Source organism: Clostridium sp. ETTB3 (assembly GCF_053571985.1).
The window spans coordinates 825087-846862 of the sequence record NZ_CP199832.1; the positions used below are offsets into that span (position 1 = coordinate 825087).

Sequence of the window (21776 nt, forward strand, 5' to 3'; positions counted from 1 at the left end):
CCACTTCCATAAGTGGAGAGTAGTTCACTGTATTGTATTAATTATTGGGGAGGAAGTTTAGATGAAATATGCTAAGATTAGAAAGTTAGATGTAACAAATGGTCCTGGAGTACGTACAACACTTTTTGTAAGTGGATGTACACATAACTGTGAAGGGTGTTTTAATAAAGAGCAACAAGATTTTAATTATGGAAATGAATTTACTAAAGAAATAGAAGATGAATTTATAGAATTAACTAAAAGTAGGCAGATAAAAGGTGTAAATATATTAGGTGGAGAGCCAATGCAACAAATTATGGATGATTCTTTACTAAATCTTTTAAAAAGAATAAAAGCAGAGACAAATAAACCAATATGGTTATGGTCAGGATATAAGTTTGAAGAAATAATAACAAATCCTAAAAGATTAGAATTGTTAAAAGAAGTTGATATATTAATAGATGGAAAATTTGAATTAGATAAAAGAGATATAATGCTTAAATATAGGGGATCAGCCAATCAAAGGGTTATAGATGTAAAAAAGTCATTAGAAGAAGGAAAGATAATTGAAATACTTTAAAAGTAATGTATAAAAATTAATTATACTAATGAGTAGTAAAAAATATGAAGAAAGGAGTTATAATAAATGAAAAAAATAAAAAGATATATAGGGGTAATAGCTTTAATTATTACTATATCCTTAATGTTAATTGGTTGTGGTCAAGTAAAAATAAATAGTGAAGTTTCTATTAGTATTGATGGAACTAGTAGTACTAGGTTGAAAATATATTATGATGATACTATAAATAAATTAGTAGATAATGATTTATTATCAAAGGTTATTAGTAAAATTAATAATAGTATCCCAAGTGAAGTTCATTTTGGAGATATAGTTAAATCAAAAGAAGAAAACTTAAATGTAGAAGAAGTTGAAATAAAAACTGATAAAGTTAAAATAGATGAACTAGACAATTTAAGTAATGATTATTTTACTGTAAAAGAAGTAAAAAATAAAGGCTTTATTACCAATAAATATATTATAACAATTAAATTAAAACATAGTGTAACTGATATTATTAGCAATTATATAAATAGCAGTATAAATAATAATATTGGTTTAAATTTAGGAAATTTAATAAATAAAAATATGGCTAACTTAATAGGGAATATTCCAGTAAATTTATCAATATCTATGCCAGTTAAAATAACAGATACAAATTCCAATGAAATAGTTAATGGTAAGATAATAAAATATTCATATACAATAAATGATTTAAACGAAAATAATAGCATAGTTATGGGATTTAATGTTCCTAATATACAAAATATTATTTTTATAATAGTGATAATTGTTATAGCAATTTTTGGATTATTAATTTATAGTAAGAAAAGAAAAAGAAAAAAGTAACTATATATTGATTTAAGTAAATTTGCAATGTTGGTATAATTATTAATATTAATGATTAAAAGAAGATTTAGTATTATAATAAAAGGGTTAAGGAGTATTACTTCCTTAACTTTTTTATTAAAAGTATGTCGTAGTATATAAAGTCATAGCAAAGAAATGTGGTGATTATGTGTTAGCTCTTATAGGGATAAGGAAAAATGTAAATATTGAAATTAGGGAAATGTTTTCTTTAGGATTTAATAAACAAAAAAAGACTTTAGAAAGCTTAAAAGATATATATGAAGAAGTAGTAATTATAAGTACCTGCAATAGAACTGAAATTTATATATCAGGATCTTTAGGTGAAAAAGAGGATGTATTAAGAATATTTGAAATTTTAGAATGGGATTTATCACTTGCTGAACATATATTTTATTTGAAAGATTCAGAAGTAGCAAAACATTTAATGGAAGTAGTATGTGGGTTTCATTCAAAGATTTTAGGTGAGGATCAAATTTTAGGGCAGGTAAAGGATGCCTATGAGTTAAGTTTAGAGCATAAGGCTTTAAAGCAAAAGCTTTTAAAATTATTTGAAGAGGCAATAGCATGTGGTAAAAGATTTAGGTCAGAAAGTGAGCTATATAAAATACCAGTATCATCATCATCTATTGCTGTTAGCAAAGTAATTAGTTTTGGTTCAAAAAGTTTAATGGTATTAGGATATGGAACTATAGGAAACTTAGTGGTTAAATATGCATTGTCATCTAAGTTAGAAAAATTATATATAGTTGTTAGAAATAAAGAAAAGGTTAATGATATAAAGGATAGTAGGGTTACAGTATTGGATTTTAATGAATATAAAAATTTTATAAATGAGGTAGATTCAATTATTAGTTGTACTTCATCACCACATATTGTAATTAAAAAAAATTATATTAATGATTATGGAAATGATATATTGTTAATTGACTTAGCACTTCCAAGGGATATTGATGAACAGACAAGTAAAATTTCAAGAGTAACACTGCTAGATATTGATGAAATAAGTAAATTAGATTTAGGTAATAAAAATTTAAGAAAATTAGAAATGAATAAAAATAAATACATAGTTAATGAATATTTAAATGATTTTATAAATTGGATGAAACTTAGAGAAATTACATATTATATAAAAAAAATTAGAAATACAGAAGAAGTTATTATTAAAGAACGAAGTAAATCATTTGAACATAAGTGTAAAAATAAAGAAGATATAATGTTAGCAAATAAATTAATAAAAAGTACAGCTGATTATTATGTAAATAAGGCAATTTCAGTATTAAAAGAAGAAAAGTTAAAAGGGCGTGAGGAAGAATGTCTAGAGATATTACAAAAGATATTTATGGAGACTTAAACTATGCCCCTATAACACTATTTGGAAATAAGCTTAATGTTGGTATTATAGGTGCTGGAAGAGGTGCATTAATAAAAACAAGAAATTTTTATAATAAGGGAAGTAATATTGAAGTATTAGCATTAGAATTTTTAGATGATTTTTATGAACTTGATACAAATCGCGTAAAGCTTATAAAAGGGTGTTATAAAACGCAATTTATAAAAAATAAACATATTATAATAATTGCTGTTAGTGAAAGTGAATTAATAAATAAGATAAAATTAGATTGTGAAAATCACCATAAAATTTATATTAATTCTGCCAAATTCAATGAAGGAATGGGGGTAATACCTGTAAGTAGGGAAAGTAAATATATTTCAGCTGCAATAAATACAAAGGTAGGAAACCCAAGGGGAGCTGTGTTAGTAGCAAATTTAATAACAGAGTATATTTTTGAATTAGATGAATTTATTAAATTAAGTGGTGAAATACGAAATAATTTAAAGTTTGAAGAAAAAACAAAAGATAGCTTATTAAAATTTATTAATAGTAAAGATTTTAAGTTCTTTTATGATAAAAATAAGATAATAAATGTGCTTAAATTATTTTATGATGATAATATAGTTAATAAAATAAGCTCCTTAAGAAAGGAAGAGTAATAAATATGGAATTAATTTTAGCTACAAGAAAAAGTGCTTTAGCTCAAACTCAAACTCAAAGGGTAATGAAGTTATTAAAAGAAAAAAGTGGTGTTGATAGCAAAAAGTTTTTAGTAGTAACTGAAGGAGATAAGAGGCTTGATGTATCATTAAATAAAATAGGTGGAAAGGGATTATTTACAAAGGAGATAGAAATTGCTTTATTAGAAAATAAAGCACATGCAGCAATTCATTCAATGAAGGATGTTCCATATGAAATGGGAAAACATTTTGAATTAATAGCAATGCCTGAAAGAGAAGATGTTAGAGATGTCTTAGTTTGTAGAAATGGATTAAGGCTTGAAGAGTTAAAAAAAGGAGCTATTATTGGTACAAGTAGCATAAGAAGAGCTGCACAGATAAAAAATATAAGAAATGATTTAAATATAGTTCCTATAAGAGGAAATGTTGGAACAAGATTAGAAAAAATGAAAAATGAAAATATGGATGGAATTATCTTAGCTGCCGCTGGATTAAAAAGATTAGGAATGGAAGATATAATCACAGAGTATTTAAATCCAGAAATATTTGTTCCAGCTGTTTCACAAGGAGCACTTGGAATTGAGTGCTTAAAAAATGGAGAATATAACGACTATTTTAAATCTTTAGACAATAAAGATGTAAGGGTTACAGTTGAAGCTGAAAGAAGCTTTATGAGGGAATTAAATGGAGGATGTCATAGTTTAATAGGTGCATATGCAACTCTTGAAGGAAATGATTTATACATTATTGGAACATATGAAGTTAATGGTGTAATAGTTAAAAAAGATATTTTAGGAAATAAGGAAGATAATATTGAATTAGGAAAAAAATTAGCTCAAAAAATATTAATGGGATAATAAAAACAAAAGAAGGTAGGAATTAAATATGAATGGAAAAGCATATATTATAGGAACTGGACCAGGAGATGAAGAATTATTAACAGTAAAAGCTATAAAAGTATTAAATAGATGTACAGCAGTACTTTATGATAGATTAGTTTCTAATAATATTTTAAATTACTTAAATGATGATTGTTTAATATATTATTGTGGAAAAGAACCAGGTGCTCATTACAAAACACAAGAAGAAATAAATGAAATGATAGTTAAACTTGTTAAAGAAGGACATATAGTTGGTAGAGTTAAGGGAGGAGACCCTTATGTTTTTGGAAGAGGGGGAGAGGAAGTTATTGCCCTTGAAAAGGAAAAACTAAAGTTTGAGGTTATTCCAGGGATTACATCACCAATAGCAGTATTAAATTATGCTGGTATACCAGTAACTCATAGAGGAATTGCACAAAGCTTTCATATTGTAACTGGAATGACTGGGACAAATGAAAAAATTAATTGGAAGGCTTTAGCTCAAGAAAAAGGAACATTAGTATTTATGATGGGCCTTGAAAATATAGAAAGAATAGTAGCAAATTTAATTGATAATAAAAAGCATGTAAAAACTCCTGCTGCTGTAGTAATGAGAGGAACATCTTCTAAGCAAAGAAAGGTAATAGGGAATTTGGAAAATATTATCCAAAAAGTAAGAGAAGCTAATTTAAAATCACCATGTATAATTGTTATAGGTGATGTTGTAAATTTAAATAAAGAATTATCATGGTATGAGGAAAAACCTTTGTTTGGTACTAATATTTGCATAACAAGGTCAAGAGAACAAAGTTCTGAATTGAAAAGTTCATTAAGAGATTTAGGGGCTGAAGTAACAGAAATTAATTCTATTAAAATTAAATCAACAAAGGAAAATTTAAAAGAATATTTAAATAAAATACCAGAATATGATCATATAATTTTAACATCAGTAAACGGTGTAAATAATTTCTTTGATTTTTTAATTGAAACAGGATATGATGTTAGAAATATAAAAGCTAAATTTTCAGTTGTAGGAAAGGCAACTAAAAATGCATTAATAAGCAAGGGAATTCAACCATTTATTATGGCAAGAGAATTTGTAGGCGAAGGATTATTTAAAGCATTATCACCATATTTATCATCAGGGGAAAAGGTACTTTTACCTTGTTCATCAAGTAGCAGAACTTATTTATATGATGAAATAAGCTCATTAGGATTACATGTAGATAGAGTTCATACTTATGATACTGTTTGTGGAAGTGTAAAAAATAAGAAAGTGTTTGACGAAGTAGATTATGTATTATTTACAAGTCCTAGTACTGTAAATAATATGATTGATATGTTAGGGATTGAAGCTATAAGAAAAAAGAAACTTATTGCAATAGGACCGCAAACAGCAAAAGCGATTAAGGATAGAAATATGGAGTGTTTTATATGTAAAAAGCATTCTCAACAAGGATTCCTTAGTGAAATAGTGGAGTTTAAGGAGAGATTAGAAAATGTTTAGAAGAGGAAGAAGATTAAGAACAAATTCTGTAATAAGAAGTTTAGTAAGAGAAAATTCTTTAAGTACAGAGGACTTTATTTACCCTGTATTTATAGTTGAAGGTAATAATATAAAAAGAGAAATAAGGTCTTTAAAAGGGAATTATCATTGGTCTGTTGATAAATTAGAAGAATTGGTTAAGGAATTAAATGAAGCTAAAGTTAAGTCAGTAATTTTATTTGGAATTCCAGAACATAAGGATTGTGTTGGAAGTGAAGCTTATAATGAGGATGGAATAGTTCAAAAAGCAATTAGAAAATTAAAGGAACTAGATAGCAATTTATACATTATAACTGATGTTTGTATGTGTGAATATACTAATCATGGCCATTGTGGAATATTAAGTAATAACAATGTTGATAATGATAAAACATTAGTATATTTAGGTGAAATTGCTTTATCACATGTAAAAGCAGGAGCAGATATGGTGGCTCCTTCAGATATGATGGATGGAAGAATAGGATATATAAGAGAAGTCTTAGATAAAAATGGATTTGAAAATATACCTATAATGAGTTATGCAGCTAAATATTCATCAGCATTTTATGGGCCTTTTAGAGAAGCTGCAGGTTCTGCACCGAGTTTTGGAAATAGAAAGGGATATCAAATGGATCCAGCAAATTCTAGAGAAGCAATAGCTGAAATAGAGGCAGATTTAAATGAAGGTGCAGATATAATAATGGTTAAACCAGCAATGTCATACTTGGATATAGTAAAGGAAGCTAGAGAAAAAATTAATGCACCTATATGTGTTTATAATGTTAGTGGTGAATATGCAATGGTTAAAAATGCAGGAGAAGTAGGATTAATTAATGAAAAGTTAGTTGCATTAGAAATGCTTTTATCAATGAAGAGAGCTGGTGCAAAGATGATAATCACTTATTATGCTTTAGAGGCAGCTAAATGGCTTAAGGAGGATGAAATATAATGTCTAATAGAGAAATATTTGAAGAATCAAAAAAATATATGCCAGGGGGAGTTAATTCTCCAGTAAGAGCATATAGAGATATGGGAATAGATCCTCCAGTAATGAAGTCAGGAAAAGGTGTAATATTAACAGATGAAGATGGAAAAGAATATATAGATTTTGTTCTTGCGTGGGGACCTATGATTTTAGGTCATTCTAATGAAGAGGTAGTAACTGCAATTAAAGAAATATCTGAAAGTGCAATTGCTTTTGGTACACCAACAGATTTAGAACTTAAAATGAGTAAATTTATATGTGAAGAAATGGATAATGTTGATATGGTTAGGTTTGTAAACTCTGGTACAGAAGCTACTATGAGTGCTATAAAGCTAGCTAGGGGATATACAGGGAAAAATAAAATAATTAAATTTGCTGGATGTTATCATGGTCATTTTGATGGCTTTTTAGTTGAGGCTGGTTCAGGAGTATTAACAGAAGGAATAGCTGGATGTTTAGGTATACCAAATGATAGTATTAAAAATACATTAGTTGGTGTATATAATGATATGGAACAAGTTAGATCTTTATTTGAAGCATATGGAGATGATGTTGCAGCTGTAATTATTGAGCCTGTTGCAGGAAATATGGGAGTTGTTAAAGCTGAAAATGAGTTTATGGAAACATTAAGAGTATTATGTGATGAATATGGTTCATTATTAATATTTGATGAGGTTATGAGTGGATTTAGAGTTGCATATAAAGGAGCTCAAAGTTTATTTAACGTTAAACCAGATTTAATTACTTATGCAAAAATAATAGGGGGAGGACTTCCTTGTGGTCTTTATGGTGGAAGACGTGACATAATGGAAAAACTATCTCCTGTTGGTGGAGTATATCAAGCAGGAACAATGTCAGGTAATCCAGTAGTTATGGCAGCTGGAATGGCAACTTTAAATATATTAAAAGCAAATCAAGATATTTATGAGCATATAAATAAATTAGGTGGAAAACTTCAAAATGGAATTGAAGAAATTGCAAGAGAAAAAAATGTTAAATTAACAGTTAATAGAGTTGGAGGAATGATGACAGTATTCTTTACTGACAGAAATCCAGTAAGAAGTTATGATGATGCAAAAAGCTGTGATTTAGAAATGTTTAAAAAATATTTCTTACACATGAACAAAAATGGGTTTAATATTCCACAATCACAATTTGAATCAATGTTCCTAAGTGCAGTTCATACTGAAGAACATATAGATAAATTCTTAGAAATATTTAAAAGATTTCAACCATAATGTAAGTAAATAGTTAGTAGTCTTTAGATAGTTAAGAGTTAATAGTTGAGGAGGAAACTCCTTATGGAGTTTCAAAAAAATATTATAAATTCAGACTAAGCAGAATTTATTCATTAACTATAACTATTAAACTAAAAAAAGGTGGGGGATTTTATGAGTAAAGCAATAGTTTTAGTTGCATTTGGAAGTGCGAATTTAGATGGAATTAAACAAAGTATAGGATTATTAGAGCAGGATTTAAATGAATATTTTGCTGGAGAGTATACAGTACTTAAGGCATTTACATCAAATAAAATAATTGAGCTTTTAAAAGAAAGACATGATTATGTTATTCCTCATTTAAGTAAGGCATTATTTAACTTAGTTAACCAAGGGTATGAGGAAGTTATAATACAGCCATTACACATAATGAGTACTAGTGATATAAAACGTATCGAAGAAGTAGTTGATGAATATAAATATTCTATGAAGAGAATAGTGATTTGTAATACTTTATTTTCTGATGAAGAAGAAGTTCTAATAAAAGAAAGTAATGAAATAGCAAATATAATTTGGGATGATTCAGAGAAAAATGATATATTGTTAGTTGGACATGGATCTAAGAAAAACTCAAATAAAATATATGATGTTATTACAGAAGCTGTGAGAAATAAGTCTAATAAAAAAGTTTATTTAGCAACTTTAGAGGGTGAAAAAACTTTAGATTTGGCAATTGAAGAAATATTAAAAGATGACACTAAAAAATTAACTTTAAAGTCTTTATTTATAATTCCAGGAAAGCATGTAATTGATGACATATTAAATAGTAATGATTCGTGGAGCGAAAAAATAAAATCTAAGGGTATAGAAATAACTATTGGTAAAAGGTCATTGTTACAATATGAAAAAATAAGAGAAATGTATATTACAAAAATAAATAACGTTATTAGAAATATTAAATAAAAATAATGAGCTCTAGATAAAGTATGTTAATTTATCTAGAGCTTTTCTTATAAATAAAGTTAAAAATGTTGACAAATATAATGGGAATTTAGTAATATAACTAAAGAAAAAATTGAAAAAAAATATCAATTGAAATAAAAAATCAATTAAACCAAAAGAAGAGGAGCATACAAAATGAAGAAAAGTAAAATTATAAAAAAGCTAATTGTTATGGGACTTTTAGTTGGAACAATAGCATCTATTGGATGTGGGAATGTTACCACAAAAACAGAAGAGAATAATGGAAATGATGAAATTGTAATAAATCATGAATTAGGAACTACTATTTTAGAAGAAACACCAGAAAATATAGCAGTATTAGAATTGTCATTTTTAGATTCATTATATAACTTAGATATAGATCCAATAGCAATTGCGGATGATAATGATCCAAAAAAAGTAAGTGATGTTACTGAAGGTGAATTAGTAGATTATACTTCAGTAGGAAAGCGTATGGAACCTAGTTTAGAAGAACTAAGTATGATGGATTTAGATTTAATAATTGCAGATGTAAGCAGACATAGTGAAATATATGAAGATTTAAATAAAATAGCACCAACCATAGTATTAAAAAGTATAGACTCAAGTTATGAAGAGTATAAAGAAAATTTTAAAACTATAGCAAAGGCTGTTGGTAAAGAAAATGAGGCGACTGAAAAAGTAGAAGAAATAAAAGAGTTTTTATCAGAAGTAAGTAAATTGTCACAAGAAGTTGTTGAAGGAAAAACAGTATTAACAGTGTCACCTAAAAATGATGCCTATACAGCACATACTTCTAGTTCGTTTGTTGGTCAAGTTTTAGAAAAAGCAGGATTTGTAAATGCAGTACAATCAGAAGAATTTGAACAATCACTTTCATTAGAGCAATTAGTAGAAATTAATCCAGATATTATTATATATATGAGAGATGATAAAGATAAGACAATATATAGCCAATGGAAAGATACAGAATTATATAATTCATTAGATGCGGTTAAAAATGATCAAGTATTTACTACTGTGGCAAGAGGTCCTTGGACTCAATATAGAGGATTTATATCAGTTAAGACAATAGTAAATGAAGTTGAGGGTTGGTTATTAAACAAATAGATAATAGATAGTTAAGGAAGTGAGGCATGTGGAAAGACTAGAAAAAAATAAGCTTTCGATATTTATTGGAGTAGGTGTAACTTTATTAATAACCCTCCTGTTAATAGATATGTTGGTTGGAATGAGTGATGTGGGACTAAAAGATATACTGAAAACTTTTATAAGTTTTGATGGAAGTAAGGAAGCTTTAATAATTAAAACAATAAGATTTCCACGTGGATTACTTTGTATTTTAGTTGGTGCATCAATGGCTCTAGCAGGACTTTTTATACAAAATATAACAAGGAATCCAATTGCATCTCCTAAGGTATTGGGAGTAAATGCTGGAGCAACATTAGCAGTAGTAATTATTATGGTATTTTTCCCAGAGGATAAATATAATATAAGGATTTTAGTGGCATTTTTAGGGGCTGGAGTAATTAGTATAGCAGTACAGTTAATAGGTAGAGTAAGAAATTTATCGCCTCTTAAAATAACACTTGTTGGGATAACAATTCAAATGTTTTTAGCTTCAGTAACTAAAGCAATAATGTTGTTTAATGATAGTAAAACATCAGAGTTAGTATTTTGGATGGTAGGGGCAGTACATCAGGCTCAATTTACACATGTTATTGCCATATTACCTTGGTTTGTGATAGCAATAATTTTAGGGCTAATAATAGCAAAGTCTATGGATGTATTAAAAATGGGGGATAGAATAGCAATTAGCCTGGGAGAGAATATTAAGAGAACTAAGTTTATAGGTTTATTGGTTGTGATTATTTTAGCAGGATCATCTGTGGCTGTAGCAGGACCAATATCCTTTTTAGGATTAATTACACCACATATAGTAAGTAAAATGAAGGTAAATAATTTTAGAGGTAGTTTTATTTTATGTGGAATATATGGAGCAAATTTATTACTATTATCAGATATAGTTTCTAAGTTAATAAAATATCCGTATGAATCACCGGTTGGCATAGTTACTTCATTTTTAGGGGCTGTATTTTATATATTTATTGCAAGTAGAGAAATTAAGAGGGGTGGAGCTGTTGAAAAATAAAAATAATATTATAATGATAACAGCAACAACTTTGATTATTGCTATATCTATTATAAGTTTAGCGTTTGGAAGTAAAATATTAAATATTATTGAATTAAAAGAAGCATTATTTAATAGTGAAACTTCAAAATATGGATTTATAGTTTATGAGTATAGAATTCCAAGAATACTAATTTCAGTAATGGCAGGAGTAGCTTTATCAATTGCAGGGGCTATATTTCAAGGAGTACTTAGAAATCCTTTGGCATCCACAGATATACTTGGTATTGGAAAAGGAGCTGGATTTTTTGCTTGCATTGTATTAACAATACCAATAGGTAAATATATATCGTTGCCTTTTGCTGCTATATTAGGTGGATTATTAGTAGGGGTAATATTGTATTTATTAACTAAAAGGGTTGCTTTTAAAGGTACAAATATAATAATAATGGGTGTTGCAATTAGTGCATTATTTGATGCTGGAATACAATACTTAAATATAAATAGTAAAGGCAATATTCAAACAGTTCTTTTATGGCTTACAGGAAGTGTATGGGGAAGAGGCTGGGATGAAGTTAAAATACTAATGCCATTTATAATAATATTTATACCATTAGCTATTTTTATGTCAGATAAAATAGATATTTTATCATTAGGAGATAATGTTGCAACTAATTTAGGAGAAAAAGTTAATGAGTTGAAATTATTTTTGTTATTTATAGCAATAGTACTTACTGCTAGCACTGTAAGCGTAGTAGGAACTATAGGTTTTGTAGGATTAATTTCTCCACATATTGCAAAGAATTTAGTTGGATATAAGCATAAGTTAGTAATACCTTTAAGTGGAATTATAGGTGGAATAATATTAGTTACTGCTGATTTAATAGGAAGAACAATGTTTGCACCTGTAGAAGTTCCTATAGGAATAGTTACATCAATAGTTGGAGCACCTTATTTTTTATATTTATTGATAAGAAGAAAAGCAATTAAGTAATTATATAAGACCTAGATAAAAGAAAGAATATATAAGTTGAAAGTTATTAATGATAATAAAAAGGAAGTGTAATCTTACTATGAGTTTAGATATTAAGAATCTAAAATTAGGATATGAAGAAAAGATAATTATAAATGATATTACTATATCTATACCAAAAGGTAAAATCACTATGCTTATTGGAGCTAATGGATGTGGTAAATCAACTTTATTACATGGAATGAGTAGGCTACTTAAGCCTATAAGTGGAGAGGTTAGTTTAAATGGTGTATCGGTACATGAATATAAACCTAAAGAATTTGCTAAAAAGTTAGCAATATTAGCACAAGGGCCTATTGCACCAGAAGGAATAACTGTAAGAGAGCTTTGTTATTTTGGAAGAAATCCCTATAAAACAATCTTTGGAAGTAGAACAGTTGAAGATGATGATATGGTGGATTGGGCAATAGAGGCTACTGGGATGAAGGAATTTGAAGGAAGAATGTTGGATTCTTTATCTGGAGGACAAAGACAACGTGCTTGGATTGCTATGGCACTTACACAAGGGACAGATATACTTTTGCTAGATGAACCAACTACTTATTTAGATTTATCACATCAAATTGAAGTTTTAGAATTGCTTAAAGAATTAAATAGAAAGTTTGGTAAAACTATAGTAATTGTACATCATGAATTAAATCAAGCAGCTAAGTATGGCGATAATTTAATATGTATGAAAAGTGGTCAGGTGTACTCTACTGGAACTGTAGATAATGTGTTTAATGAAAAAATGTTAAAAGAGGTTTTTGGAGTAAATGCAATAATTATTGATGATCCAATAAGTAATAGACCTATGTGCATACCAATGTAGTATTTAAAATTATATAAGAGTTACTAATAGGTTTTTAGTGTTGCATTAAAGAAATAGATTACTATTGCTTTTAAAGTAAAAGTGAGTATTAACGAAATTTTTTCGATAATACTCACTTTTTATTCATATATTTTAAAAATGGAACACTTATTATTTATACAATATATAATAAATTAGTCTAACCTATTAACAATTTTAATAAGGGTTTCAAGTTTTTCTGTTGAAGTTATTCTTTCATTACATTCATCACTATTTAAACATATATAAAATCCTAAAGACTTATAATCATCTTGATTTTTAGGTTTACAAATTGGAGAAACAAAACCTACTTCAGCACTAGTTCCAATATGATTACAAAGAGTACATATGTTGCTACTATTAGGCTTTGATTCAGTAAGTCTGCAAGACATTCCTAATAGATTTCCATTCAAATTATAAGTAATAAGAAGTTTTTTTGTTGCTTCATCAATCCAACCTAAATATACAAGCTTTTTATCTTTAATATCTAAGTTAGGAATTTTAAGTTTCTTTTCCTTTTTGAATATTTTAACAAGTTGATTTTTTGTTATGTTTTCCATGCCAAAAACATATATGTTTAAATCATTTAAATATATATCTATATGGAGAGGAGTTGTTATTTTTGAAATATTAAGTATTTCTTTTTCGCCTTCAGATAATTTATCAAAGCAAGATAAGATTTTATCTTGAGCAATTAATTTACTAACATTTATTATATTAGGATCTGAGCAATTTATAAAAGCATTATTTAAATCAAATAGGCATCTTTTTATATAATTAAATTGTTGTTTTTTTATAAAGGATTTCATTAATATTCACCTCATTTATAAGTATTATAATATTTTAAGTATTTACAAATAAAAATGTGAATATTAATAAATTGAATTAATATTCACATAAATTTTAACGTAACCATCATGTTAATAATTGTAATTAACAATAAGTAGAATATCATATTTGAACTAAAGTATTCAAACTAATAAATATATCTGTAATGATTATGAGCATATTTGTTTTTGATTAAAAATTATTCTTCGAATGCTTTTTTCTGATAAAAAATATTTCTTAGATAATTCACTTATAGATAAGCCTTTGATATATTTTTCATATATTTCAATATTTCTTTCCTTAAGTATATTTTTTATACCACTTTTTTCACCCCAAGATTTTTTATTATCATTTTTTCTAGGGATATAAAGGTATTCTCCATCTACATAATTTTGAATTATTTCAATAATTTCTTGTGGTAACACATCTATAGCTTTAACATATTTCATATCTTTACTCCTTATTTTAAAAAATAAAATTAAAGGCAAAGAATATTAAAAAATTCATGTGTTACAGAACCTAAGATTATTCAGCTAAATTATTAACTGATTAGGCTCCAAACAAAGCTTAGCTGAATTTTTATATAGTCTTTGCAAGGAGCAAGTTGATTTAAAAATGAATTTAAAATCCATTAAGATCACCTCCTAAATATATTTTAATCTATGTTTAATTTTTTTTCAAAAATAATTTATATTATAATTTATCAAAGTAAGTTTATTTATTAATAAAATAATTATAAAAGTAAATTAGAATTAATTTTAATTTACTATAATTTTAGTTAAGTGTTAATTTTAATATTAAAATGAATTGATTATAACAAAAAGTAAAATTTTTGTTGTTAATTTGCGATAAAGTGATATTTTCAATTGAAAAAGAGTTTAAAAAGTTGTATCATATATAATTGTGATAAAATTTAAGGAGAATGAGGTGAGGAAATGTATAGAAAAGAAATTGATAATTTAGTGCATTCAGCAGAAGTTAAAATTGGCTTATTTAATAAGAGTGTACCTAAATATTTAACATCTGCATTCCTAGGAAGCTTTTTTGTAAGTTTAGGAATAATGTTAATTTATTCAATTGGTGGAATAATGCATCATGCAGGAGCTGAAACTTATAAAATACTAATGGGAGCATGCTTTGGAGTTGCTTTAAGTTTAGTATTTATGTGTGGTGGAGATTTATTTACAAGTAATGCAATGATAATGACTATTGGTGCATTAGAAAAGAAAGTATCATGGTTAGATGCACTTAAAATTTGGGTTGCAGTTTGGATTGGTAACTTATTAGGTGGTGTTGTAGGAGCATTACTATATGTTAATGCTGGAGTTGCAAGTGGTAAGAGTGAATACATTGGAGAATTTATAGTAAATAATGTAGCAACTAAAATGAATACACCAGGAATGGAATTATTTTTAAGAGGATTATTATGTAACGTTTTAGTTTGTCTTGCAACATGGATGTGCTATAAGCTTAAAGAAGAAACTTCAAAGTTAATAATGATTTGGTGGTGTTTATTTGCATTTATAACTGCTGGATTTGAACATAGTGTAGCTAATATGAGTTTTTTAACTATGGGATTATTATTACCTCATGGTGCTGATGTTAGTATTATGGGAATGGCTCATAACTTACTTTGGGTTTCATTAGGTAACTTTGTAGGTGGAGTATTATTTGTAGGTTTACCTTATTACTTTATAACAAAAGAAAAATAAAAATTTATTTGTATAAAAATGACAGGTATTAAAGTAGCTGTCATTTTTATATTGAAAATAAGTTTAGATAATTCAAAATTAATATATGGTATTGACAAACAATAATTATTAAATAATAATAAAGATGAAGATAAATTATTATAATTAACGGAGGATGAAAAAATGAAAGCATTTGTTGATGAAAATGTATGTATTAGTTGTGGATTATGTGAAGGAGTATGTTCAGATGTATTTTCACTAGACACAGGTGTTGCAGTTGCAACTGAAGAAGTTTCAGCTGAAAATGAAGATTTAGTAAGAGAAGCTTGCGATGGATGTCCAGTAGAAGCTATTTCAATAGAAGAATAATATATAATTAAAATGCAAGGAGAAATAAGGCTATGTCAAAAGTATGTCTATGTAGAGGAATAACTGAAGAGCAAATTGTTGAAGCTATAAAAAATGGAGCATCTTCTTTTGAAGAAGTTAAGGAAGAAACTGGTGCTGGAGCCGGTGGATGTCGTGGCGGAAGATGCAAATGTAATATAGAATTATTAATTGAAAATAATAAATAATTAAGAGATGGACAAATTCTATTAGAAGGTGTCCATCTTTTATATAAATTATTCAACTGTATAAATCCATCCTTCAGGTGCTTCAAGATCACCAAATTGAATTCCACATAATATTCTATAAAGTTCTTTAGTTATAGGTCCTACCTCTGTTTCACTATAAAATACATGAAGTTTACCTTTATATTCTATTCCACCAATTGGAGTGATAACAGCAGCTGTTCCACAAGCAGCAGCTTCTTTAAATTGATCAAGATAATCTATAGGAATTTCCCTTTCATATATAGGCATATGAAGGTACTTTTCTGAAATTTCCATTAATGAATATTTTGTGATACTAGGTAGCACAGAAGGTGATAGTGGTGTAACAAATTCATTATTTTTAGTTATACCAAAGAAATTAGCAGCACCAACTTCTTCTATATTAGTTCTAGTTGCAGGATCAAGGTAAATACAATCAGCAAAGCCTCTATCAGCAGCTATTTTATGTGGTTGCATTGAAGCAGCATAGTTACCTCCAACCTTTTGACCGCCAGTACCATGAGGTGCAGCTCTATCATAATCAGCAACTGTAAAATTACAAGGAGTAAGTCCATCTTTAAAATAAGCACCTACAGGTACGCAAAATATACTAAATATATACTCAGGTGCAGGTTTAACACCAATATTATCTCCAACACCAATTACAAATGGTCTTATATATAATGTACCACCAGTTCCATATGGAGGAACATAAGCTTCATTAGCTTTAACTACTTGAATACAAGCATCTATAAATTTTTCTTCAGAAATTTCAGGCATTAATAATTTTCTAAGGCTTGAATTAAGTCTTTGAGCATTTTTATTAGGTCTAAAAAGTTGAATTTTACCGTCCTTTGTTTTATAAGCTTTTAATCCTTCAAAGCATGCTTGACCATAATGAAGAGCACATGATGCTTCACTTATTTTAAGCATATTATCTTCAGTTAAGTGTCCATCATCCCATTTTCCGTCTTTCCAGTTAGAAATATAACGGAAGTCAGTTTTAATGTATTCAAACCCCAAGTTATTCCAATCGATATTTACTTTTTTAGTCATGTAAATCGCCCCTTTTTATTTAGTAATATTAAATAAATTAAATTGAAATAATTAATATATATCTTAATTATTAATTTTACCACTAATACAAAAAATCTTAAATAGATTATAGTGAAATTATGGGGAAATTATTAGTTTGTATAAAAAGTATAAATTTTGTGGTATAATATTTGTTGAAATAGTAAATAATAGTACTTTAAATTAACAGTATATAGGAGGTTGGGTATGACAAAAGAAGTAATAAATACTAATAATGCACCAGAAGCAATAGGTCCATATTCACAAGGAGTTATAGTTGGAGATTTTGTTTATACATCTGGTCAAATCCCTTTAAATCCAGTAACAGGAGAATTGGTTACAGATATTAAATTAGCAACTAAGCAATCTATGGAAAATATAAAGGCAATTTTAGAAGAAGCAGGAACTTCATTAAACAACGTAGTAAAAACAAGTATATTTTTAAAGGATTTAAATGATTTTGAGGCTGTTAATGAGGTTTATGGAACTTATTTTATAGAAAATAAGCCAGCAAGAAGTTGTGTGCAAGTAGCTAAGCTACCTAAAGATGCAGTAATAGAAATAGAAGCAATAGCTGTGAAATAAAATATATAAAATAAATATAAATATTAAAAAAAGGTATTAAAAGCCTTTTTTATTTTTATTAATTATAGTAAATTATATAATTGAAGAATAGTATTATTGTATAAAATAATACTATTAATACAAAAGAGAAAATTCATTAAAGAAAGGAGTTTTTTATGAAAAAGAATAAGATAAAAGTTTTATCATTAGCTATTATTTCTTTATTTATTATGAGTTCATTTGTGGGATGTAATAATAAGAATAAATATGATACAACTATTAACTTTTTAAATTGGGGAGAAAATATTGCTGATGGATTAATTGAGGAGTTCCAAGAAAAGTATAATATTGGAGTTAATCAAATATTTGTTGATGACAATGAAGAAATGTATCAAGAACTTATATCAGGAAAAACTCAATATGATGTAGTTGTTCCAGGTGATTATTTAGTTGAAAGACTTATTGCAGAGGGTAGATTAGAAAAATTAGATAAGGATAATATACCAAATGCTTCTCAGCTTTCTGAAGATAATTTAAATAAACCATTTGATCCAGGCAATGTTTATTCATTACCTTATATGAATGGAACAATTGGAATAGTTTATAATACAGATATAATCAAAGAACCAGTTGATAGTTGGAAGGATATGTGGAACCCTGAATATAGAGATGAAATATTTGTGCTAGATTCACAAAGAGATGCTATTGGAATGGCATTAAAAATGTTGGGTTATCCTTTAAATAGTACAGATCCCGAACAATTAGAAAAAGCAAAAGAGGCATTAATTGAACAAAAAGAACTAGGAACAATTTATGGTGCTGATAATGTTAAGGATTTAATGATTTCTGGAGAAAGAGCTATAGCAATGATATGGTCAGGTGAAGGATTAAATTTAGCTGATGAATATGATTATTTAAAATATATCGTTCCTAAGGAAGGAGCAAACTTCTGGATAGATTCTTTAGCAATACCAAAGGGAACAAAAAATAAAGAAGCAGCTGAAGTTTTTATTAATTATTTATGTGACAAAGATAGTGCATATAGAATAGCTGATGAAATAGGTTATACAACTCCAAATAAAGAAGCTAAAGAAGAACAAGATGATAGTGTTAAAAATAATCCAGGTGCATATATGCCAGCAGAGGTAATGGATAAATGTGAAGGATATAAGTATTTAACTCAAGACGAACTTGAATTATATGATAATATATGGATGCAAGTAAAAGGTTAAAAATAAAATAATAAACTTTAAAAGTTAGTGTTTCCTTGTTTAAGACACTAACTTTTTTTTATGAATTTAAGATATAATATAGATAAAGTAAGAATATAAATTATGTTATAAAATGTATATTAAGATTTAATAATGAAAATATACTAGTAAGGAGAGATTAAATGGTAACAATTAAAGCTGTTGCAAAGGAAGCAGGAGTATCAGTAGGAACAGTTTCTAATGTAATAAACAATATACAGGTTAAAGCAAGTACAAAAGAAAAAGTAGAAGCAGCAATTAAAAAATTAAATTATGAACCTAATGTATATGCAAGAGGATTTAAAATAAATAAAACTAACACTATAGCACTTATTTTACCTACAATATGGAACCCATTTTTTAGTGAACTAGCTTACAATATAGAAAAGAATATTAAAAAGTTAGGAATGAAAATGATACTTTGTAATTCAGATAAAGATAGTAAATCTGAAATAGAATATATATCTATGGCAAAACAAAATAAAATGGATGGAATAATAGCAATAACATATAGCGATATAGATAAGTATGTTTCTGAAAAAATTCCATTTGTAAGTATTGATAGATATTTTTCTAAAAATATAACATATGTATCAAGCAACAACTTTGAAGGGGGAAGGCTTGCAGCAGAAAAACTTAGTGAATTAGGTTGTGAAAAAATTGCATATATAGGAAGAGGTTCAAAAATAAATAATGCAACACGAAAAAGAAAAGATGGATTTATAAGTTATTGTGAAAAAAATGGTATAAATTATGAAATTTGTGAACTTTTAGGTTCTGCTGAGGAATTTAATAAGATATTAGATAAATTTATAATTGATAATTTTAAAGATGATATAAAGATACAAGGTATTTTTGCTGTAACTGATGAACAAGCAATAGATTTTATAAATAAATTAGATAAATATAATATAAAGGTTCCACAAGAAGTCCAAGTGATAGGATTTGATGGAAGTAAATCATCAGTAAATGATACAATAAAAATATCAACTATTAGACAGCCTATTGAACTTATAGCAGAAAAAGCGGTTAATTCTTTAATAGATATTATAAATAATAAAAATACAGAAAAAGAAATAATTCTGCCTATTACATATATAAATGGAAGTACAACTAAAAGATAATTAATATTTAATTATATGGTTTTACATAAAATAAATTATAAAACTTATTTTATGTAAAATCATAATTTTTTTTATAAAAACATATTGACGTAATTATGAAAACGTATTAAGATTATAAACATAAAAATGAAACGTTTCAAAAATCAAAAAACTATCCCAGGGGGGAATATTAAGATGAGTAAGAATTATAAAGAAATTAGTGAAAGCATTTTACAAGGCATAGGCGGAAAAGAAAATGTAGTTAGTGCGGCACATTGTGCAACTCGTTTAAGATTAGTTCTTAAAGATGATAAAAAAGCAGATGTTAAAGTAATTGAAGAAATTCCAGCAGTTAAAGGAAGTTTTAATACATCAGGACAATTCCAAATTATTTTAGGGTCTGGTGTTGTTGATGAAGTTTATAAAGAATTTATAAAAATGGCTAATATTAAAGAAGGGAGTAAAGATGAGCTTAAAAAAGAGGCTGATAAAAAGTTAAATCCTGCACAAAGATTATTAAAATCGTTAGCAGATGTTTTTGTTCCAATATTACCTATATTAGTAGCAGCAGGTTTATTAATGGGAATAAATAATATCCTTACATCACAAGGATTATTTATTGAAGGAAAATCATTAGTTGAAGCATATCCACAATTTAAAGACTTAGCAGAATTAATAAATACTTTTGCTAATACTGGGTTTGCATTTTTACCAATATTCTTAGGGTTCTCAGCAGCTAAAGCTTTTGGTGGAAACCCATATTTAGGTGCTTGTATAGGTGCACTTATGATTCATTCAGATTTATTAAATGGATATAGTTATGGTGCAGCAGTTTTAGAAGGAACTGTACCAGTATGGAATATATTTGGTTTTACAATAGCCAAGGTTGGATACCAAGGAACTGTACTTCCAGTTTTAGCAGCAGCATTTGTACTAGCTAAAGTAGAAAAAACTTTACACAAAATAATACCTTCAGTATTAAATAATTTATTAACACCATTATTTACAGTATTTATAACTGGTATATTAACATTTGTTGTTATAGGACCTGTAATGAGAGTTTTTGGAGATGGAATAACATCAGGTTTATTATGGTTAATTAATACACTAGGGCCAATAGGTGGAGCAATATTTGGATTCTTATATGCACCAATAGTTATTACTGGTATGCATCATAGTTTTGTTGCTATAGAAACTCAATTATTAGCAGATATAGCAACTACAGGAGGGTCATTTATATTCCCAGTAGCAGCAATGTCAAATGTAGCACAAGGTGCAGCTGCACTATCAGTACTTTTAATATTAAGAAAAGATAATAAGATGAAGGGAATAGCTTCAGCATCTGGTATTTCAGCTTTATTAGGAATAACTGAACCAGCAATATTTGGTGTAAACTTAAAGTTACGTTATCCTTTCTTTGGAGCAATGATAGGTTCTGCAGTTGGATCAGGGTATGTAATGCTTACAAAAGTACTTGCAATATCTCCAGGGGCAGCAGGTTTACCAGGAATTATATCAATAAGACCTACATCTATAGTTAACTATATAATTGCTATGATACTTTCAATGGCAGTAGCAGTTATTTCAACTATTGTTATAGCTAAGGTTATGAATAAAAAACAAGCTGTTGAAAATCAAGAGCTTGCAGCATAAAATATTTTAGAAAAATAGGAGGAATTAGCATATGCTAA

At 27.5% G+C, this 21776-nt stretch carries 23 protein-coding genes; 20 read left to right on the plus strand and 3 right to left on the minus strand.

Features of this window, described 5'->3' with window-relative positions:
• Window positions 1-61 precede the first annotated feature (61 nt).
• The 13 genes from nrdG to ACUN06_RS04115 all read left to right on the plus strand — a co-directional run bounded on the left by nrdG (window position 62) and on the right by ACUN06_RS04115 (window position 12964).
• The gene (gene nrdG, locus ACUN06_RS04055) at window positions 62-559 is read left to right on the plus strand and encodes an anaerobic ribonucleoside-triphosphate reductase activating protein (RefSeq protein ID WP_291733720.1); all 498 of its coding nucleotides are present in this window, start codon (window positions 62-64) and stop codon (window positions 557-559) included.
• Window positions 560-625: 66 nt separating this feature from the next.
• On the plus strand, window positions 626-1387 hold the full coding sequence (locus ACUN06_RS04060) for a hypothetical protein (RefSeq protein WP_302738873.1): 762 nt from the start codon (window positions 626-628) through the stop codon (window positions 1385-1387).
• A 169-nt stretch (window positions 1388-1556) separates the two neighbouring features.
• Entirely contained in the window at window positions 1557-2759 is a 1203-nt protein-coding gene (gene hemA, locus ACUN06_RS04065; RefSeq protein ID WP_291733712.1) for a glutamyl-tRNA reductase, read from the plus strand.
• Window positions 2720-3400: an NAD(P)-dependent oxidoreductase gene (locus tag ACUN06_RS04070; RefSeq protein WP_291733710.1), complete on the plus strand. Its 681-nt coding sequence runs from the start codon at window positions 2720-2722 to the stop codon at window positions 3398-3400. Before hemA ends, ACUN06_RS04070 begins: the two co-directional genes overlap by 40 nt.
• Window positions 3401-3405: 5 nt before the next feature.
• A complete protein-coding gene (gene hemC / locus ACUN06_RS04075) occupies window positions 3406-4278 on the plus strand; it encodes a hydroxymethylbilane synthase (protein ID WP_294368813.1) in 873 nt (290 codons plus the stop codon).
• A gap of 28 nt (window positions 4279-4306) precedes the next feature.
• Window positions 4307-5788, plus strand: a complete 1482-nt coding sequence (gene cobA, locus ACUN06_RS04080; protein ID WP_291733706.1) for a uroporphyrinogen-III C-methyltransferase — start codon at window positions 4307-4309, stop codon at window positions 5786-5788.
• Window positions 5781-6755, plus strand: coding sequence for a porphobilinogen synthase (gene hemB / locus ACUN06_RS04085; RefSeq protein ID WP_294368811.1), 975 nt, complete (start codon window positions 5781-5783; stop codon window positions 6753-6755). Before cobA ends, hemB begins: the two co-directional genes overlap by 8 nt.
• Entirely contained in the window at window positions 6755-8029 is a 1275-nt protein-coding gene (gene hemL, locus ACUN06_RS04090; protein WP_449390129.1) for a glutamate-1-semialdehyde 2,1-aminomutase, read from the plus strand. Before hemB ends, hemL begins: the two co-directional genes overlap by 1 nt.
• Before the next feature lie 153 nt (window positions 8030-8182).
• Window positions 8183-8971, plus strand: a complete 789-nt coding sequence (locus tag ACUN06_RS04095) for a sirohydrochlorin cobaltochelatase (protein ID WP_412192510.1) — start codon at window positions 8183-8185, stop codon at window positions 8969-8971.
• Between the two features lie 174 nt (window positions 8972-9145).
• Window positions 9146-10099, plus strand: coding sequence for an ABC transporter substrate-binding protein (locus ACUN06_RS04100; RefSeq protein WP_291733701.1), 954 nt, complete (start codon window positions 9146-9148; stop codon window positions 10097-10099).
• A 28-nt stretch (window positions 10100-10127) separates the two neighbouring features.
• A complete protein-coding gene (locus ACUN06_RS04105; RefSeq protein ID WP_291733700.1) occupies window positions 10128-11141 on the plus strand; it encodes a FecCD family ABC transporter permease in 1014 nt (337 codons plus the stop codon).
• Window positions 11131-12114 carry a FecCD family ABC transporter permease gene (locus ACUN06_RS04110; protein WP_294124779.1) on the plus strand — a complete coding sequence of 328 codons (984 nt, stop codon included), beginning with the start codon at window positions 11131-11133 and terminating at the stop codon, window positions 12112-12114. Before ACUN06_RS04105 ends, ACUN06_RS04110 begins: the two co-directional genes overlap by 11 nt.
• A gap of 79 nt (window positions 12115-12193) precedes the next feature.
• The gene (locus ACUN06_RS04115) at window positions 12194-12964 is read left to right on the plus strand and encodes an ABC transporter ATP-binding protein (protein ID WP_291733696.1); all 771 of its coding nucleotides are present in this window, start codon (window positions 12194-12196) and stop codon (window positions 12962-12964) included.
• 173 nt (window positions 12965-13137) lie between these two features.
• Here the strand turns inward: ACUN06_RS04115 and ACUN06_RS04120 are convergent, their stop codons facing one another.
• Together ACUN06_RS04120 and ACUN06_RS04125 are read right to left on the minus strand one after the other, a co-directional pair.
• Complete coding sequence (locus tag ACUN06_RS04120; protein WP_294368800.1) at window positions 13138-13791, minus strand: FusB/FusC family EF-G-binding protein; 654 nt, start codon at window positions 13789-13791, stop codon at window positions 13138-13140.
• Between the two features lie 189 nt (window positions 13792-13980).
• Entirely contained in the window at window positions 13981-14259 is a 279-nt protein-coding gene (locus ACUN06_RS04125) for a CD3324 family protein (RefSeq protein WP_294398933.1), read from the minus strand.
• Between the two features lie 486 nt (window positions 14260-14745).
• On the opposite strand from ACUN06_RS04125, the gene ACUN06_RS04130 reads away from it, so the two are divergent.
• The 3 genes from ACUN06_RS04130 (at window position 14746) to ACUN06_RS04140 (ending at window position 16076) form a co-directional block, all read left to right on the plus strand.
• Complete coding sequence (locus tag ACUN06_RS04130; protein ID WP_291734479.1) at window positions 14746-15522, plus strand: formate/nitrite transporter family protein; 777 nt, start codon at window positions 14746-14748, stop codon at window positions 15520-15522.
• Between the two features lie 162 nt (window positions 15523-15684).
• Window positions 15685-15870, plus strand: a complete 186-nt coding sequence (locus ACUN06_RS04135) for a ferredoxin (RefSeq protein ID WP_291734473.1) — start codon at window positions 15685-15687, stop codon at window positions 15868-15870.
• A gap of 32 nt (window positions 15871-15902) precedes the next feature.
• Window positions 15903-16076, plus strand: a complete 174-nt coding sequence (locus ACUN06_RS04140) for a (2Fe-2S)-binding protein (RefSeq protein WP_291734471.1) — start codon at window positions 15903-15905, stop codon at window positions 16074-16076.
• Window positions 16077-16124: 48 nt separating this feature from the next.
• Here ACUN06_RS04140 and ACUN06_RS04145 read toward each other — a convergent pair whose 3' ends face one another.
• Window positions 16125-17150: a branched-chain amino acid aminotransferase gene (locus tag ACUN06_RS04145; RefSeq protein WP_302738890.1), complete on the minus strand. Its 1026-nt coding sequence runs from the start codon at window positions 17148-17150 to the stop codon at window positions 16125-16127.
• A 225-nt stretch (window positions 17151-17375) separates the two neighbouring features.
• Between ACUN06_RS04145 and ACUN06_RS04150 the strand changes: the two genes are divergently transcribed.
• The 4 genes from ACUN06_RS04150 to ACUN06_RS04165 all read left to right on the plus strand — a co-directional run bounded on the left by ACUN06_RS04150 (window position 17376) and on the right by ACUN06_RS04165 (window position 21738).
• The gene (locus ACUN06_RS04150; RefSeq protein WP_291734467.1) at window positions 17376-17753 is read left to right on the plus strand and encodes a RidA family protein; all 378 of its coding nucleotides are present in this window, start codon (window positions 17376-17378) and stop codon (window positions 17751-17753) included.
• Between the two features lie 155 nt (window positions 17754-17908).
• Complete coding sequence (locus ACUN06_RS04155; RefSeq protein WP_291734464.1) at window positions 17909-18964, plus strand: ABC transporter substrate-binding protein; 1056 nt, start codon at window positions 17909-17911, stop codon at window positions 18962-18964.
• Between the two features lie 161 nt (window positions 18965-19125).
• Complete coding sequence (locus ACUN06_RS04160; RefSeq protein WP_294124770.1) at window positions 19126-20106, plus strand: LacI family DNA-binding transcriptional regulator; 981 nt, start codon at window positions 19126-19128, stop codon at window positions 20104-20106.
• A gap of 174 nt (window positions 20107-20280) precedes the next feature.
• Window positions 20281-21738 (plus strand): sucrose-specific PTS transporter subunit IIBC, encoded by a 1458-nt coding sequence (locus tag ACUN06_RS04165; RefSeq protein ID WP_294398919.1) that lies wholly within the window; start codon window positions 20281-20283, stop codon window positions 21736-21738.
• Window positions 21739-21776: the final 38 nt, after the last annotated feature.